This is a genomic window from Spirosoma endophyticum (genome assembly GCF_900112365.1).
Taxonomy (GTDB): Bacteria; Bacteroidota; Bacteroidia; order Cytophagales; family Spirosomataceae; genus Spirosoma; species Spirosoma endophyticum.
In genome coordinates this window covers 227,701-245,285 of sequence record NZ_FOLQ01000009.1, presented here as the reverse complement: position 1 = coordinate 245,285, position 17,585 = coordinate 227,701, and the positions used below count along the sequence as shown (strand labels likewise).

Below are 17,585 nucleotides of genomic sequence, written 5' to 3'. Positions count from 1 at the left end.
AGTGAATTACTTACAGGCTGATCGAGAGCGCATAAGCTGTTTCTTTCGTAAGAAGGAGGTAGCATTCTTTACGGACTAACTCACAAATCTATAATCAATAAGGGAACACAAAAAAGATGTTCTATTTTTGATTTAAATGGTTTTGTTTCAAGTAAGTGACGGCTTTTGCTCTGGTAGTGTTTTTGGCTGTTAAGTGGCCGTTTTTTGTCCGTGTCAGAGTCATGCCGAGGTAGAGACATAAACTATTGTACTTCTTTTTACGGGTTACTTCTTTTAATAAATCAAATCCTTCTAGGGCTGTTATAACTTCGTGGAGATTTGCTTTTTTGCCATTTAATAAAGTAGTATTTCCATTTGTGTCTTTTATCTTTAAATGAACCAACAGAGCGTCTAAATCTTCAATTGAAAAGTTGATAAGTAAATCGGAGAATGGTACGTTATCTATTTTGGCTTGTTGTGCGGCCTTTATTACAAGCTCAACTTCCTGTTTAGTAACGGTGATGGCCTTAGAGGAATCATCAGGTCTTCCTGCTTCACTATTTCGATTTTCATACTGATTTGCTTGTTGTGAAAGAAAAGAACTTACATTCTTAACTGAAATTATAATCTTTTCAAATTCATATAACGGCAGATGTATTACCGATTCAATCCATGTACTGAAAATATTATCTGGCTTTAAATGTATTTTATATTTAGCATTGATAATCTTTACCGCATAGGGGAGTAATTTTTTGGCTTGATCCTGTAATGTTCTTAAAAGTTTCTTTTTACTATCAAGCCAGATAGCAGCACGAATTTCCCATTGCTTCTCATCATCTATCCACTTAGCATAAGCTTGGGAATAACGACCACTCCAGGACTTCTCTGGGCATGGAACGGGGAAAGGCAGAATCTCCTTCCAGTCTTCGGCACTTGAAGTTTTAAACCAAGGCTTTTCCGAAAATTCCCCTATTGCTTTCTCAAAGAGAATGTCAATCTCAGTTTTAAGTCCATTAGAAAGCCATATCCGATAATCGAACTGTTGGGGATCGTTCGGAGTTTCCATCTTGATTTAGTTTAGCTTTTTGCCCGTTACGGTGGTCCAGAATGTAATGGGCTTTTTTACTCTGCTACTATTGCGGCTTGCGATTGAAAATGTCTTTGCCAATGAGCGGCCATTATTTGCGCGTGTTGCTCCTCATCTAGCTTGATATACTGCATGAATGCTTTCTCGGTCTTGTAGCCTGTAATCCGCATTATTGTAATAGCGGGTACGCCCAGCAAATACATATTTGTAGCAAATGACCTCCTGGCTGTGTGTGTACTGACCATCTGCCATTTCTCCAAAACACTTGTTACGCGCTTCCCTCCTTTCGTCTGTGCTTTACTCTCCTTTGAGATTATACCCGCAAAATGGCAAAGCTCTTTTAGATAGTCATTCATTTTTTGGTTACTAATAGACTGCGGGAGTTGTCCGCTATACTTTTCGAGTAAGGTTTTAACAACAGGGTGGCACGGAATAACAACTTTACCCTGCGTCTTAAACTGCTCCATACGTATCAGCCCGTCTTTGATATATTCCGGGCGCAAAGCCGTGAAATCTGAGAATCTAAGACCTGTATAGCATCCAACAACAAAAAGGTCTCTAACACGCTCTAAACGCGGCTTGTCAGTAAGGTTTAGATTGTACAGGTGTTGTATTTCCTGCTCACTCAGGTAGATGTTGTCAGCGTCTTCCTTGACAGCTTTAAACCGTTTTTCACGGTATGACTGATCCACGGTAACGCCTAGTTTCTTCTGACTTAATGTAGCCTCATTCAGAAATACTTTCAGCGTAGCGATGTACTTACCTACATTGTTGGTTGTAAATCCCTTGCCAATGGTGAGATAATTCTTGAATGCTCCGTAGAACTCTAAATCTACAGTATCAAAATCCAGGGGGCGGGGGTACGTTTCAGCAAACTCGCGTAGGACTTTTAATACTGTTCTGTACTTCTGTATGGTTCGATACCCAACCGTTTTATTGGTTTCATTATTGACGCGGGTAGGAGCCTGTTCAATGTATTGCTCAATGAAGGAAAACAAGGCGGCTTGCGTTGGCTCCTCTGGCTTGGGCTGTGGCTTTAGGTAATCATCAACACGGCCTCTGACCGCTTCTACCGTTAGATTACGTCCGGCTTTTAGTTCGCTAATAATTGCTTTGATGGAGTTTTCCAGACCGCTTAAAAAGTTATTGATATGGTCTTTGTCTACGGCATCGACTACATTTTTGACCCGGCTGGTTTTCAGGTTCCAGAAGGCGGGTAGTATTTTGAAGCCTGTTCCTGCATTGATACGATTATTGTTGAATCGAACGATACAATTTATAGGGGTAGGCTTCTTTGACTTAGGGTCACGAAGCAAATAAGTTACGGGCGAATCAGAGGTACGAGCCATACGTAGCGGAGAGTTTATTCCGTACACCAAATATAAGCTAGTGTACGAAATTGTGTACGGATTGCCTTAATTTATTCTAACTTGTCCTTATTCATCTTAATCAGTAGACATTAGGCAAATGAGCTTTAAAGTTAAATATAAGGGTATTTTAATTATTAGCGGTGTTTAAAGTAAATAACGAGATTAAGTAGGTATTAGCCCTGGTCGGGCTACATCACAAAAAAGCCGCTTGACAAAATCAGGCGGCTTTTTTGTGTTCAAAAAGATAGCTGTCTTTTCATTTAGAAAGCACTGAAAATCAAAAAGCCGCTTTCGTAAAAGCGGCTTTGAACTCATCTATAGGCTACAGGACCTAAAGGTGGTCCCGGAAGGGGAAAATTCAGGATATAGATTAAAAGAGCTTTTTGATGTCAATCCGGCGGTGCATGTGCTCCTCGTCTTTAAAGGGCAGCATCACAACCACTTTTCCGTGTTCATGCGCAGCCTCGATATGATCGGCATCAACAAACGAGGGAATATCCAGAACCCGCAAAAACATAGGTACAGCCAACCGCTGGCTACTTCCTTCTTCCTGCTGTACGGATGTACTCACCAGCAAAGTGTAGAGAACAAGTTTATTGCCCTCAACCAGTACGTTAAATGAGTTGGCTTTTACGCCGGGTGCCGATAGGGTAATAACCAAGCGTTCGTCTTCACGCTCAACATTCATAGTCGTCTGGGTTGATCCACCATAAAGCGTATTCAACAAATCAATCTGACCACCTGTCCCCTGAAATACATTTTCTATCGCTTTCATAGTGGATGTCGTTTACTGTTCAAGTACTAGTATCTAAACAAACCTCGTGCCTAATGAATTAATGCCTTGTTTCTCCGTCAAGCTGTCAGTAACTCACTATCAATTTTAGAGTAAATATGCCTTTTTGACACGATGGAGGCTTATTTATGCCATTTTGCTACGTATGTACGTAAATTTAATAGTGTTGCGATTTATGGTCTGTGTGTGGTTCTCTTTCTACACATCTCCACAGGTGTATTCAGTTAGCAAAAGCTGACTGGCTTGCCGTACCTTTGTGAAATCATGCATATCAGAATTGGAACGCGCAGTAGCCGGTTAGCAGTCTGGCAGGCGGAACATATACAAACCTTATTACAGAAAGGCGGTCTGACGTCGGAGTTAGTCCTAATCGAAACCAAGGGCGATTTGGTACTGGATCGGTCGCTGGCGAAGATTGGTAGCAAAGGGGTATTCACGCAGGAGTTAGAAGATCAGCTTCGGGACGGCACCATTGACATTGCGGTTCATAGTGCCAAAGATTTACCATCGAGCCTGCCATCTGACCTCAGTATCATTGCCTTCACTGAACGCGAACTGGCCAATGACGTACTGGTGAGCCGAAACAAAACGCTGTCGCTTGGCGGTAGCGAGGCTTTCCGAATTGGTACGTCATCTACACGACGGGTGGCCATGCTGAAACATTACTGCCCGCATCTCACTACGGTTGATATGCGTGGCAACCTGCAAACCCGCATCCGTAAACTCGACGAAGGTCAGTGCGATGCACTTTTGCTGGCTTACGCAGGTGTTCACCGAATGGGGTACGATGACCTGATTGTTGAGCACTTGCCGGTCGCCGATTTTACGCCCGCCGTCGGACAGGGCAGTATAGCCATTGAAATTGCCGGTTCGTTAGCCAGTGAAATCGTTGAGGCCATCAAACGCGTTATAAACCACCAACCTACAGAAGCCTGCCTGCGGGCCGAACGCGCCTTTTTGGCACGACTTGAAGGAGGTTGCAGCATTCCATCCTTTGCATTGGCCCACTGGAGCGACGACCAACGTATCAGTTTGACGGGTGGTTTAGTCAGTCTGGATGGTACTCAATTACTCCGCGAAACCTTTGCCGGAGCGTCGGAGGAAGCTACGTTGCTGGGGTATTCGCTGGCCGAAAGCATTCTGGAACGGGGTGGCGACAAGTTACTACAGGAAATCCGTTCACAAATATGACCGTAGTTATTGCCCAATCCGATGCCGACATTGAGCGGTGTTTACCCGCCATGCTGGCGCTACGTCCTCACCTCACGCCCGAGAAGGCGTTAGAACAAATCCGTTTTCAGCAGGCCAACGAAAATTTTGTGCTTGCGTTTGTTGAGGTGATGCGGCATGCCGATGATTCTTCTGAACCGGCTCCAGCGGTCGTAGGCTACCGATACATGACGCTATTATATAGTGGCAAGACGCTTTATATCGACGATTTGTCGACGCTCCCTAGCGCCAGAGGGAAAGGCTATGCCAGTACGTTGCTGGATTTTGTCATTGATCAAGCCCGTCAGAAGGGTTGCCAATGTGTTTCGCTGGACTCCGGCCAGAATCCAGCTCGTTATGATGCCCACCGTCTATATCTGAACAAACGATTCAATATTGCCAGTCATCATTTCAAACTGGACTTGTAATGGGGCTGCAATTCAGTAATTTGCGTCTGCCTTTTTCTGCTAAAAACAGTATTGATCCGGTATTATGAATCTGTTTCGAATTAGTTGGAGTAATCTGAGAGATAAACCGCTGAGCAGTTTTTTGAGTGGGTTATTAATGACATTTGGCATCACGATTATCTCGTTACTGCTGTTGCTCAACAAGCAACTGGACGACCAATTTCGAAAGAATATCAAAGGAATCGACATGGTGCTTGGGGCTAAGGGCAGCCCATTGCAATTGATTCTGTCAAGTATTTATCAGATTGATTCGCCGACGGGCAATATTCCCCTCGAGGAGGCAGAACGGCTCACGCGTAACCCCATGATTAAAACGGCAATTCCGTTGTCAATGGGCGATAATTACCGCTCGTTTCGCATTGTTGGTACGAACAAAAAATACCTTGAGCATTTTGGTGCCACGGTAGCGCAGGGAACCTTATTTCAGAAGGATTTAGACGTAGTGATTGGGCCTCGTGTCGCTGCTGTTGCGGGCCTGAAACTCGGCGATACGTTCTCAGGGTCGCACGGGCTCGATGCCGAAGGCGAAGTTCATGCCGATACAAAATATAAAGTCGTAGGCATTCTGAATGCGACAAACACGGTTGCCGATCAGCTTATTCTGACGCCCATTTCGAGCGTGTGGGCTATCCATGAACATCATGAAGAGCACAACGAAGTGGGTGAAGCACATGAAACTGGGGAAGAGCATGAAGCAGGTGATAAGCATGAACACGAAGCCGACGAACACCATGATGATGAAGCTCCACGCGAGATTACGAGTATGCTGATCAAGTTTCGGAACCCAATGGGCATGATGCTGGCGCGTGGCATCAACAGTAATTCTAAACTACAGGCTGCGTTGCCTAATATTGAAATCAACCGGCTGTTTTCGTTGCTTGGCGTAGGCGTTGAAACACTACGTGGTCTAGCCATCGTCATTATGCTTATTTCCGGCATCAGCGTGTTCGTATCGCTCTATAATTCCCTGAAAGAGAGACGTTATGAGATGGCGCTTATGCTGTCGATGGGCGCCACAAGAGCCCAGCTTTTCGGGATGTTGGTCCTGGAAGGGCTGGTTTTATCACTGATTGGTTTTGTCCTGGGGATTCTGTTTAGCCGCATCGGGCTATGGTTGTTCTCAAGCAGCGTATCCGAGGACTATCACTATAATCTGGCCGCCTTTGGTATCCTCCCCGAAGAGTGGATTTTACTGGGTGTCGCCATCCTGATTGGCTTACTGGCCGCTGCGCTCCCTGCTTTAGGCGTCTATCGCATGAACATTTCACGCACGCTGGCAGAAGAGTAAAAAATGATGAATGATTCTGCAAAAAATAATTTATCATTCATCATTTATCATTCTCTTCTCATCCTAATACGTTGTAGATAATCACCGGTGCGGCTTTATTTTTAAGCGATACCTCGCCGATACGTTCGCAGGTAAAGGATTCGGCTACTTGCTGCTGTGCTGACTCAACAATGACAATCTGGCCAGCTTGTGCTACCGATTGCAAACGTTGTGCCATGTTGACCGCATCGCCAATCACGGTGTAGTCTAACCGACGTAACGTAGCAGAACCGATATTGCCAGATACCATTTCGCCACTATTGATGCCAATGGATACTTGCGGATGATAATTCGGGTGGTTGGGCAGGTTGTCTTCGAGCGTGGCTACCTGCGCCCGTATGGCCAGACTGGTTTCAATAGCCCGGTCGAGGTGGTATTCGCCCCGGTAAACGGCCATCACAGCATCGCCCATAAACTTGTCTACGTAGCCGCCCTGGGCGATTATTTCCTTAACCATTACGTCGAAATAGCGATTAACCAGCCGCACAACCGTATCGGCCGATTCGCGTTCGGAGATAGCGGTAAATCCGCAAATGTCGATGAATAGTACGGTGGCGACAATGGTTTCACTGGCCGACAGCGACGTTTCAAACTCAGGCCGACTCATGAACGTAAGGACCGATTCATCCACATACATCCGTAGAATATCGTTTTCTTTTATGGCTTGCAGCGTTTTCCGGAGTTGCTCTACATACTCCATCGTTTTTTGCATCGTCCGCTCCAGATCCTCAAAATTGACCGGTTTAGTCACGAAATCAAACGCGCCCCGGTTCATCGCCGTGCGAATATTATCCATGTCGCCATAGGCCGATACAATGACGGATTTGAGCATCGGATTGGTTTCGTGTAGCTTGACCAGCAACGTTAAACCGTCCATACCAGGCATATTGATGTCGGTCAGCACCATGTCAATATCCGGCTGTTCAGCCAGGACTGCCAGGGCTTCCACGCCGTCATGAGCATAGACAAATTCGTATAGCTTCTCCCGAATCTGGCGCCGGAATTTCTGCTTGATGAGCAATTCCAGGTCAGTTTCGTCATCAACTACCAAGACTTTTGCCTTCATACGATCTCTTTAAGTTTTTGTTTCAAAACCGCAAAATCGAGCGGTTTTGTCAGGAAGTCATTCGCTCCCAGATCGACGGCCATTTGCTCTGAGTTAGGATCGCCATAAGCCGTAATCATCATCACGACGGGGGATGGAGGAGTGTTAAAATCTTTCCGAATCTGACGTAACAACTCGAACCCGCTCATGCCGGGCATGTTGATGTCGGACAAAATCAGGATAACTTCGGACGCGTGCCCATTGAGGTAACTCAAAGCCTCTTCGCCGGAATTGGCAAAATCCAGACGAAACTCTTCATTCCGAATTTCTCGTCGGAAACGCTGCTGGAACAGGTCTTTTACATCCGGTTCGTCATCAACTACTAATATTTTCAACATACCTGCGGAACCCATCAGTGATACGTATTGAGTGAACTAGTTTTATTTTTCAAAGAGGTCATTTGGTGGCATTGGGTGGCGTTAGATACCGGGCCAGAAACCGATAAATTTCATCACGCGAATCACGCGCCAGTTTGGTATCGAGCCGGTTGAAGCTATGGCCGCCCGGCGCATCCTGGTAAATTTTGTACTCGAATTTCTTATCGTGGGCTTTTAGCGCGTTAATCAGCGATTCGACTTCCAGTACGTTTACATCTTCATCGTTGGTATTGGTATGGATCAGGAGCGGTGTTTTAAGCTTCTGGGCATTCCAAACCGGCGACCGACGACGGTACTCCGCTACGTTGTCGGACGGATCTTTTCCAATGTGCGCAGCGTCCGAGAATATAGTTCGATAGGCCGCTGGTTTGTAGCCCAGTCGGGCAATAATATCAGAAACGGGTACACCGGCATACGCTACTTTATAATCTTCAGGATGATCGAAAATATTCATCAACGAAATCATACCACCGTGACTCCAGCCAATAATCCCCACTCGATCGGCATCGACTTGCGGCATGTTTTCAACAGCCCAGCGCTTGCCAGCCAATACGTCGTCATTTTCGTAATCGCCGTAATCAATTTGCCGGTAAAATTCGCCACCGTACCCAACGCTGCCCCGGTATTCGGGGGCGAGAATCAAGTATCCCTGATCCAGCAACTCACGGACGACATGCGAATAGAGCGTACTAAAATCCCCGTGGATACCATCGTGGACAAAAATAAGCAGTGGCAATTTTTTCGCCGATGCAAACTTCTTGGGAGCGAAGGTATAGGCAGGAATCACAACCGGGTTCGTGGCACCTTGCCCAGTCGGATTTCTAATAACATGGGGTGGTTTACTGCCATACCGAATTTTATCAATCGTTGCTACGTCGCCCAGTTTCTGATACCACAGTAAATCATCGACGTTTTTCGCTAATCCCTGGTTGGCATAACGAAGGCTTTCTTCCAGCATCCGAACCCGCTCGTTCAGGTCAGGTGATGCAGATGGAGTAGGGGATGGAGCAGGTGACGGTGCGGCCATTTGGCCATACGTAGTGACATGAATGAGGCTGATTAGTAAGAGGATATACAGGTTGCGCATGAGTTGATGAAGGTATTGGTTAACTATCAGTAGGCCTTCAGCTAGCACCGTAGCACAGCTCTATTCGAAAGCCCTGTATCTTTTCTCGGTCAGGCCGAGTGTTGTTGGGTATCTCAGGCGGGAATGGTAATTTTAAACGTGGTGCCTTCGCCTTCTTTGCTATCTACTTCCAGAGTTCCGTTATGCCCCTTGGTCACAATGTCATACGCCATGGACAAGCCCAGGCCCGTTCCTTCGCCCGTAGGTTTGGTCGTAAAAAAAGGCTGAAAAATCTTTTGCTTGACAGCCTCCGGCATCCCCGTCCCGTTATCGCTAACAGTGATTACTACTTCTCCATTCACGCATCGTGTACTAACCGTTACGGTTGGCTTGTAGTTGGGATCACCGCCCTCTCTCTGGCGTTGCTGAACGGCGTAAAAGGCATTGGTGAACAAATTAAGCATTACCCGTCCCATATCCTGTGGAATCATGTTAACCAGGCCGAGAGACGTATCAAAATCACTGGTAAACGTAGCATTGAAACTTTTGTCTTTCGCCCGCAGGCCGTGGTAGGCCAATCGCAGGTATTCATCGGAGAGCGCGTTAATATCGGTGGGTTCGCGCTGGCCTGTGCTGGTGCGGGAGTGTTGCAGCATCCCTTTCACGATGGATGCAGCCCGACCACCATGATGAGTAATTTTCTGTAGGTTCTGCTTGAGGTCGGCCAGTATTTCCGTCTCCAGTTCAACGTCCCGATCTGGCTTGGCATGTTCCTCTTCCAGTTCGTCGATTAACTCAATGCTCACTTCAGAGAAGTTGTTCACGAAGTTAAGTGGATTCTGTATCTCATGCGCAATGCCTGCCGTCAGTTCACCCAGTGAAGCCATTTTTTCACTCTGGACGAGCTGGGTTTGCGTCGTTTTCAACTCTTTAAGGGCCTCCTCCAACTCTTCTTTCTGGCGAGTAATCTCGGCGGTCCGTTCGGCGACTAAATATTCAAGTTCGTTCTTTTTATTTTCTATGATGCGCCGTTGCTCGGCTTCTTTCTCTCGCTCCAGACGTATTTTTTCAAGCGATTTTTTCTGGTTCGCAGCAATAACCGCAAACGTGATCAACCAGATGATCGAGAACGTAGCACCCGACTCAAAATAATCATCGGTTTTTTTGTAAAAAGAATGGGAAAGCGATTTTACCAAACTTTCCAAACAACTGATTATGGCATAAGGTGCTATGGCAAACAATAAGGTCCGGGCCGGGCGTAAGTCATACAGTTGCCAGACGGTATAGGCAATCGACAAGAAGACGATTAACTGGAACCAGATTAGCCACGGACGCGGGAATATTTCACCGAGTCCCATCAGGATGAAGCCTGTAAGCCAAATCCGTTTAAAGTACATGTCCCAGTCCGGTAACCGAGTGGGCGTTTCCAGAAAATTGCGAACGTAGCGGATTACGAAAAAGGCGACAAAAATCGCTACGTATGATTCTCCATCTGCCCAGTTCATACGGCTTGTTCGTTTACAGGGTTTGACTGACGGGCAATAAGTGCGTTCTGCCGACGGATACGCCCCGATAAACTCCGAACGATGCTACGTAGCACTTCGCCCCGTTCTTCCATGAGGTCATAGAAATCGTCCTGATCAATGCGCAACAGCCGCACATCGGTGATCGCTTCGGCGGTTGCCGAACGGGCTTCGGTATCCAGCAAGGCCAGTTCACCGAAGAAATCGCCCCGGCTAAAACGAGCTAATTCCGTATCGCCATCAAGAATGGCGACTTCGCCCGTATAAATGACATACATGCCCGTACCAAGATCCCCTTTATGAAAAATGGTATTACCTGCCTGGTGCTGCTCTTCCTTCATAATCGGCGTAATACTGGCCAGTACGTTGTTAGGCGTCTGATCAAATAAACTGGTATGCGCCAGTAGCAAGACCCGGTCGTAAGCTGAAATCTGATCGGTTGAATGCGATGAGTGACTCATAAGCAGGGGGGATAAAGCAGAAAAGCGCGATGCTAACCGTTGACGAGCTGCCAATTCATCTTCCGAAGGCAAACTTCGCAAAACAATACTGACTGTCCAGGCCGAAAAAACTGTCTCACCCACTCGTAAAATAAAATCGCGGATGGATTCGGATTCGGGCATTGGGCCAAGTTCTGCATCAAGTATACGTATTTTTTCGGAGCGGGGCAGATCATCGACCAATGCCTGCAATGTTTGGTACGTCGCTCTGGGCACCAGATTATCGAGCATTTCGAGTGCATTGGCCCGGCGTTCGCGGGCGGGATGCCCAATACCCATTCGGGCTCCGGCAATTGTTTCGGCGTCGTAGAGTTGTGCCAATATATCGAACAGCCGCTGGATCAATATCGACATCTCGTAATCAAGCGTTTCGGCCAGATCAGGATCGGTCAGGCTTCCCTGCATGAGCCGTTGTGCCAGCGCAACTTCGTCGCGCATAAGACTGCGAAACATATTGTCATCAGCAGAATCGTTCGGGAAACGACGTAATGCCCGCAGGGCAGCACCCCGTATCATTAAATCCGGTTGCTGAGCGAGGGAATTCAGCAATTGACGGCTTTCGGCGGTATGGATGGCGCCACAAATGGCGGCAATACGTTCCAGCGTCAGGCGGTCAGGCGCTGATTTTCGCATCTGATTCAGGGCGGGAATCGTTTCGTCATTTCGGTTTTTCAGTGCCTGCGTAACAGCCCGACCAATAGTTTTATCAGTCAGGTTAGCTAGTAAATAAGTCGTCAGACCAGCATCTGGTAAGTAACCGGCCGCGGCAATAGCCGCTTTTTTCACCTCAAGATTCGAACTTGCCAATCGTTCAGTCACCAGCGGCACAAGGTCATTCAGTCGCAGCGATGCAATCAGAGTCAAGGCAATTTTCTGATGTTCTGGATCGGCATCATTTGCCAGTTGGGTTAATCCCTGACGAGCAGCAACATCACGGGGATTCAATTCCAGTACGCCCTTGATGGCCCCCTGCCGAATATATAAATCGGTATGGTTTAGCAACGGCGCCAGTTCGCTCGGTTCAGCACTAATACGCCGTCCCAGCAAATAAGCCGCCTGCTGACGTAGTAAGGGCTCCGTATCGGTCAGCGCAATGTGCATCAACTGCCGAACTGGCACCAACTTATTCTGATGGGCAATTGCATCCATCGTTCGCCGTCGGACATCGGCATCAGGATGCGCTAGCAACGGCAGCGTTTGATGCGCCAGTTCAGCAGGATTGTAAGCATCGAGCCAGCCGATAGCCGTTAGTACGTCGTCGGGATTACGGCTTTGCAATTGATTTACCAGACTCTTTTTGGCCGCGGTGGGCATCGCCAGTTGCTCACTTTCCAGAAAGCGACGACCGATAGCATCATTCAACTCATGCAGATACCGTTGATACGTATGGCGCAATAACCATATGGCTCCAGCCATCACCGCAATCCACACCAACGGCACCCAAGACTGGAGGTTTGCATGGAGAATAAAAATCATGAATCCGGCAATTCCCAGGCCAAGTGGCTCATAAAGACCCTTCGCCAGCGTATGGCCTTTAAGCCGCTGAGGAGGCAATAAAGGCTGAAATAATACCAGAAAGACCGGATCGAACAACGCACGACGCACGACTTCAAACACCAGATAGAGGCCACAGAAATAGATGAGCAATACAGTTTCGTTCGTAACGAAGCTATTCACAAAGGTCAGTATGGCCAGACCGGCTAAGGCTACCCAGGGGAGTACGAGCAGGGAGCGCTGTACCCCAAACTGGTCGAGAACCTGACGTGACAGAAGCAATTTGGCCAACATCGCCAGCCCATACGTTAGCGCCAGTATGTAGCTAACGTAGCGAATGACATCCGTCTGGTCGTGAAACCGGTGCTTAACGTTAATGAAGAAGTTATATTCGATTTCAGTTGCCACGGCTGCCAATGCCGCCAGACTCACACACATATAGAACACCAGTTCACTCCCACCAAACCGCTGGCCTATCAGCCGCGATGGTTCGCGACGGGCGGGGCGCGGTGGCTGATGGGGCGCGTGCACATCGTGCGACTGAATGGTTAACTGAAGTACGTATAGTGCCGCCAAAAACGCCCCGAAGGCAACGATTATCAGACGGAGTACATCGGCATGAGCATGTACCAAAGCCGTTAGAATACCGCCTATTGCTTTGGCTGGCATATCGCCTGAACTGATTACGCCAAACAAACGCTTGCTTTGCCGAGTATCGAACACAACCGCCGAAACGCCCCAGAATTCAAGATTCGTCAGCAGGTAGATAAGTCGGTAACCCGTCATAATCGCCACCGCTGCTGCAACAGAGTGGCCCACAATAACCAGTATCCCGACAACTATGGTCATGACAACAGCCGCCACCAATACCCGTACGGCCAGGCTACGTAGCACCAGTTGATGCTCGAAATAGGCGTATAACCGACCGACAATAATCATCGCCACCGCCGATGCGATGTAGGCAACGGGCAGGCTGGTTTCGGGATGATTTTCCAGCAGAATGGCATTGGCGGCCACATAAATAAGGATCGTACCAATACCTAAAAGAAAATTATGGACAAAAAATAGCCCTACCGTTCGGCCTTCATCTGGCCGAATGCCCAGGGCACGCTGCCATCGTTGAATAAAAGGAGAAGGTTGATAAGTAGGGGCTGCACCAACGTTCATAAGCAGGTTCCGCGACACGATTTATCGTCAAATATAATCACCTGTCTATAAGAAGACGACAGCTTGCCGAGGAATATAGCCCTATATTAACCAAAAGAGGGTTATAGCTAATACTTGGTCTTATTGTTCTGCACTACGTCCTCCCCTTTTGCTCATATTGACGCGGTACTTAATACGGTACATATCATTGAACAAGATCACTCAGGATTGGGTCGGAGGCACCAAGTTTTTTTAAAGTACACCGCCTGTCCGTCAAACTTTTACCGTACTTTTGCACCCAATTCTTTAATCAATTGTCTAAATTATTATGAAAATCGCAGTCGTTGGGGCTACTGGCTTGGTCGGTGGCGAAATCCTGAAGGTGCTGGCAGAACGCAACTTCCCTGTTTCTGAACTCATTCCCGTTGCTTCCGAGCGGTCGGTTGGTAAACAGGTCGAGTTTAAGGGTAAATCATACACGGTTGTTAGCTTCGAAGATGCCATTGCTGCCAAACCTGCCATTGCGATTTTTTCGGCGGGTGGTAGTACGTCGTTAGCTCTGGCTCCCAAATTTGCAGAAGCGGGCATCACGGTTGTCGATAACTCGTCGGCCTGGCGTATGGACCCCAGCAAAAAGCTGGTCGTTCCCGAAATCAATGCGAATACGCTGACGCCAGAAGACAAAATCATTGCCAATCCAAACTGCTCGACCATTCAGATGGTGGTGGCCCTGAAACCACTCCACGATCGCTATAAAATCAAACGTGTCGTCGTTTCGACCTACCAATCCGTAACGGGTACGGGTAAAGCCGCCGTCGATCAGCTTTACGCCGAACGTGCTGGCAATACCGACGCACCGAAAGTGTACCCCCATCCGATTGATCTGAACGTACTGCCGCACATTGACGTCTTCCTCGACAATGGCTATACCAAAGAAGAGATGAAGATGGTCAATGAGACCAAGAAAATCATGGGCGACGATTCGATTCAGGTAACGGCCACCACGGTACGTATCCCAACGATCGGCGGGCACTCCGAAGCCGTGAACGTTGAATTTGAAAACGAGTTTGAGATCAGCGAAGTCGTTGATTTACTGACAAATGCCGAAGGCGTTATTGTCCAGGACGATCCGAAAAACAAAATCTACCCGATGCCGCTGACAGCGCACGGTAAAGATGAAGTCTTTGTAGGTCGCATCCGGCGCGATGAAAGCCAGCCCAAAACACTGAATATGTGGATCGTGGCGGACAATCTTCGCAAAGGCGCGGCAACCAACGCTGTGCAAATCGCTGAATATTTACTGAAACATAATCTGGTGGAAGCGGAAGAAGTAGCCGCGTAACCATTCTTCCTGAATAAAGACCAGAAGTCCCGTTCGGCAGTAAGCTGGGCGGGACTTTTCGCTTATATTACATATCGAATTTACCGTATACAGGTTGTTTTCAATGGAACAAGAAACTTTTTCAGCAAGTGTAACGACCGTTCCCCCCGTTATCCAGCTTCAGAATATTTATAAATCATATGGCTCAACGCCGGTTCTGAAAGGGATTGATTTAAGCGTAGCGGCTGGTCAGGTCGTCGGCTATATTGGCCCGAATGGCGCCGGAAAATCAACGACCATCAAAATCCTGATCGGTATGCTGCCCGACTACACAGGCGAAGCAACCGTGTTGGGTATGGACGTAAAAACCCAGTCGCTCGACATTAAGCGCCGAATTGGCTACGTTCCCGAAAATGCAGCCCTGTACGATACGCTGACGCCCATGGAATACCTGCAATTCATCGGGCAGTTGTACAGCCTGGATGCTACAGAAATCGAGCGAAAAGCCCTTGATCTGCTACGTCTGTTTCAACTCAGCGACCATGCAAACGCCCGCATGACAACTTTCTCGAAGGGAATGCGCCAGAAAGTCTTGCTTATTTCGGGGCTGCTCCATAATCCCGACGTTATTTTCCTGGATGAACCCCTGTCGGGTCTAGATGCCAACGCGGTGGTGCTGGTCAAGGAAATCATCCGGCAACTGGCGAACAGTGGCAAGACAATCTTCTACAGCTCGCACATTATGGACGTAGTGGAAAAGATTTCAGACCGGATTATCATCATCAATCAGGGCCAGATTATCGCCGATGGTACGTTCGCCGAATTGCAGCACCAACGGCCTGAATCCCTCGAACAACTCTTCGCCGAACTTACTGGCAGCGAAGGCCAAACGGGCATAGCGGAGGAGTTTATTCACACGCTGAAGAATTAACCGGTATGACACGTAGTATCCTTTGGCTTCTGGACCGGCTGCAACCGTTAATTCGGGCATCGGGTGCCGATTACAGCCAGCTCCGAGCGATTGTGCAGGTCAAATTAACGATGGATAACCGCCGACCAAGTGTTGGGCTGGGTCGTTATGGCAAGCAATCAGCCGAAAGCAACAACAGTTTCACCCGCGTCCTCCTTGTCTACACTTTGATTGGCGGGCTGATTAGTCTGGCCATGCTGGCCGCGCCCGAACGTGACCGGTTGTTCTTCCCGCTTACCTTGCAATTCTCATATATCATGGCTCTCTGCGCCATGACGCTCATTTCTGATTTTTCGTCGGTCATTCTGGATTCGTCTGACAACCAGATCATTTTACCGCGACCCGTCAACAGCCGAACGCTCTGGCTGGCTCGCGTGGTGCATATTACCAGTTACCTGGCCTCCATTGCGTTATCCCTATCCATAGTGGGTGTGCTGATTGTCACCTATCGCTTTGGCGCACTGGCTGGCCTTTTGTATTTACTAATGAGTCTGCTATCAGCCGTACTGATGGTGTTTTTGACCAATGTATTCTATCTCGTCCTGATGCGTTTCATCAGCGAAGAAAAGTTACGCGAGGTCATCAATTATTTCCAGATCGTGATGGCGATTCTATTCTACGGTGGCTACCAGCTTTTACCCCGCCTGATGGACACGCAAACGATGCTGACTCAGGCCCTGACGCATCAATGGTGGCATTACCTGATTCCACCGATGTGGATGGCGGGCGCTGTCGATATGGTTGTTCGGCCCATGGTTGACGCAACGCACCTGATTTTCGGAGCACTGGCGCTACTGACGCCCTTCGCTGGCCTGTGGTTCATGAACCGGTTTCTGACTGCTGGTTTCACACAAACATTAAGCAGTATTGATCAGGAAAGTTCTACCGTCATTCCTGCTACGTTAGCACAGGGACAACACCAGAGTCAAACGGGGTGGATCGAACGCCTATCCGATTGGTTTACCGACAGCCCGCTCGAACGGGCAGCCTTTGCGTTTACGTGGCGCATAACGGGTCGCGATCGGAAATTCAAGCTAAAAACCTACCCTCAGTTAGGGTTTGGGCTAGCCTATGTCGTGGTGATGTCGGTCCGGGGGCAGAGTTTTGGATCGACCGGCTTTTTCTATCTGTTTGCGCTTTATTTCGCGAGTCTCTACGTACTGGTGGCGCAAAATCAACTGGGTATCTCGGATAATTACCGGGCGTCATGGGTTTACGGCAGTGCGCCCATTCGTAACCCAGGCGATGTATTATCGGGCGCCCTGAAAGCGTTAATGGTCAAATTACTAGCACCATTTTATGTCGTCGTGTCAGCTTATATCCTGTATCGATACGGCATCGACAAGATTGGCGACGTCTTACTCGCGTTCAGTAATTCATTGATCATGCTGGTTAGCGCGGCCTTGCTCTCAACCCATTATCTGCCGTTCTCAACACCCCCGGATGCTTTAAAACAAAACAACACAGCCCGCGGCCTGCTGATCAGTATTGTCTTGGGGATCGTCGGTTTCTCGCACTACGGCCTGACTTTCCTGCCCTATGGCGTCTGGATAGCCATACCCTTATCAGCGGGTGCATTCTGGTATTTGCTACGTGTGTATAAAAATACGGGGTGGGACAAGATTGAGATGGGATAATGAATTTTAATACCGTTTACTAAATGCGCCTGTTTAAGATTAAAACGAAGCTGTTTAAACTTTCAGGAAAATCCCCAAAGCTGTGTGAATTTTGAGGTGCGAATTTTCAATAAACACAGAAATGGAGATCATAGACAAATCTATGATTGAAACGTGGATTTTGCCACATTTGACAATCGGGCAACGTGGATTTGAAACGACAGTCTCTTTGACG

The 17,585-nt window shown here is 47.9% G+C and carries 14 protein-coding genes; 6 read left to right on the top strand and 8 right to left on the bottom strand.

Annotated elements, in window-relative coordinates:
* Positions 1-121: 121 nt before the first annotated feature.
* The 3 genes from BM202_RS22060 to BM202_RS22050 form a co-directional block, all read right to left on the bottom strand.
* Complete coding sequence (locus BM202_RS22060; RefSeq protein ID WP_093830151.1) at positions 122-1,045, bottom strand: hypothetical protein; 924 nt, start codon at positions 1,043-1,045, stop codon at positions 122-124.
* Positions 1,046-1,101: 56 nt separating this feature from the next.
* Positions 1,102-2,415, bottom strand: a complete 1,314-nt coding sequence (locus BM202_RS22055) for a phage integrase SAM-like domain-containing protein (protein WP_093830149.1) — start codon at positions 2,413-2,415, stop codon at positions 1,102-1,104.
* A 391-nt stretch (positions 2,416-2,806) separates the two neighbouring features.
* On the bottom strand, positions 2,807-3,211 hold the full coding sequence (locus BM202_RS22050; protein ID WP_093830147.1) for an Hsp20/alpha crystallin family protein: 405 nt from the start codon (positions 3,209-3,211) through the stop codon (positions 2,807-2,809).
* Positions 3,212-3,493: 282 nt separating this feature from the next.
* On the opposite strand from BM202_RS22050, the gene hemC reads away from it, so the two are divergent.
* From hemC to BM202_RS22035, 3 genes are all read left to right on the top strand, one after another.
* A complete protein-coding gene (hemC, locus tag BM202_RS22045; RefSeq protein WP_093830145.1) occupies positions 3,494-4,420 on the top strand; it encodes a hydroxymethylbilane synthase in 927 nt (308 codons plus the stop codon).
* On the top strand, positions 4,417-4,866 hold the full coding sequence (locus tag BM202_RS22040) for a GNAT family N-acetyltransferase (protein WP_093830143.1): 450 nt from the start codon (positions 4,417-4,419) through the stop codon (positions 4,864-4,866). Before hemC ends, BM202_RS22040 begins: the two co-directional genes overlap by 4 nt.
* A gap of 64 nt (positions 4,867-4,930) precedes the next feature.
* Positions 4,931-6,193, top strand: coding sequence for an ABC transporter permease (locus BM202_RS22035; protein WP_093830141.1), 1,263 nt, complete (start codon positions 4,931-4,933; stop codon positions 6,191-6,193).
* Positions 6,194-6,251: 58 nt separating this feature from the next.
* Here BM202_RS22035 and BM202_RS22030 read toward each other — a convergent pair whose 3' ends face one another.
* The 5 genes from BM202_RS22030 to BM202_RS22010 all read right to left on the bottom strand — a co-directional run bounded on the left by BM202_RS22030 (position 6,252) and on the right by BM202_RS22010 (position 13,464).
* Positions 6,252-7,298 (bottom strand): adenylate/guanylate cyclase domain-containing protein, encoded by a 1,047-nt coding sequence (locus BM202_RS22030; protein WP_093830139.1) that lies wholly within the window; start codon positions 7,296-7,298, stop codon positions 6,252-6,254.
* Positions 7,295-7,675, bottom strand: coding sequence for a response regulator (locus BM202_RS22025; protein ID WP_093830183.1), 381 nt, complete (start codon positions 7,673-7,675; stop codon positions 7,295-7,297). Before BM202_RS22025 ends, BM202_RS22030 begins: the two co-directional genes overlap by 4 nt.
* A gap of 58 nt (positions 7,676-7,733) precedes the next feature.
* A complete protein-coding gene (locus tag BM202_RS22020; protein WP_093830137.1) occupies positions 7,734-8,801 on the bottom strand; it encodes an alpha/beta hydrolase family protein in 1,068 nt (355 codons plus the stop codon).
* 113 nt (positions 8,802-8,914) lie between these two features.
* Entirely contained in the window at positions 8,915-10,285 is a 1,371-nt protein-coding gene (locus tag BM202_RS22015; RefSeq protein ID WP_093830135.1) for a sensor histidine kinase, read from the bottom strand.
* The gene (locus BM202_RS22010; RefSeq protein ID WP_093830133.1) at positions 10,282-13,464 is read right to left on the bottom strand and encodes a cyclic nucleotide-binding domain-containing protein; all 3,183 of its coding nucleotides are present in this window, start codon (positions 13,462-13,464) and stop codon (positions 10,282-10,284) included. Before BM202_RS22010 ends, BM202_RS22015 begins: the two co-directional genes overlap by 4 nt.
* A gap of 307 nt (positions 13,465-13,771) precedes the next feature.
* Here BM202_RS22010 and BM202_RS22005 point away from each other — a divergent pair, with 307 nt between their 5' ends.
* The 3 genes from BM202_RS22005 (at position 13,772) to BM202_RS21995 (ending at position 17,371) form a co-directional block, all read left to right on the top strand.
* Positions 13,772-14,785: an aspartate-semialdehyde dehydrogenase gene (locus BM202_RS22005; RefSeq protein WP_093830131.1), complete on the top strand. Its 1,014-nt coding sequence runs from the start codon at positions 13,772-13,774 to the stop codon at positions 14,783-14,785.
* A 103-nt stretch (positions 14,786-14,888) separates the two neighbouring features.
* Positions 14,889-15,695 carry an ABC transporter ATP-binding protein gene (locus BM202_RS22000; RefSeq protein WP_093830129.1) on the top strand — a complete coding sequence of 269 codons (807 nt, stop codon included), beginning with the start codon at positions 14,889-14,891 and terminating at the stop codon, positions 15,693-15,695.
* Positions 15,696-15,700: 5 nt separating this feature from the next.
* Complete coding sequence (locus BM202_RS21995; protein ID WP_093830127.1) at positions 15,701-17,371, top strand: hypothetical protein; 1,671 nt, start codon at positions 15,701-15,703, stop codon at positions 17,369-17,371.
* The last annotated feature ends 214 nt before the right edge of the window (positions 17,372-17,585 follow it).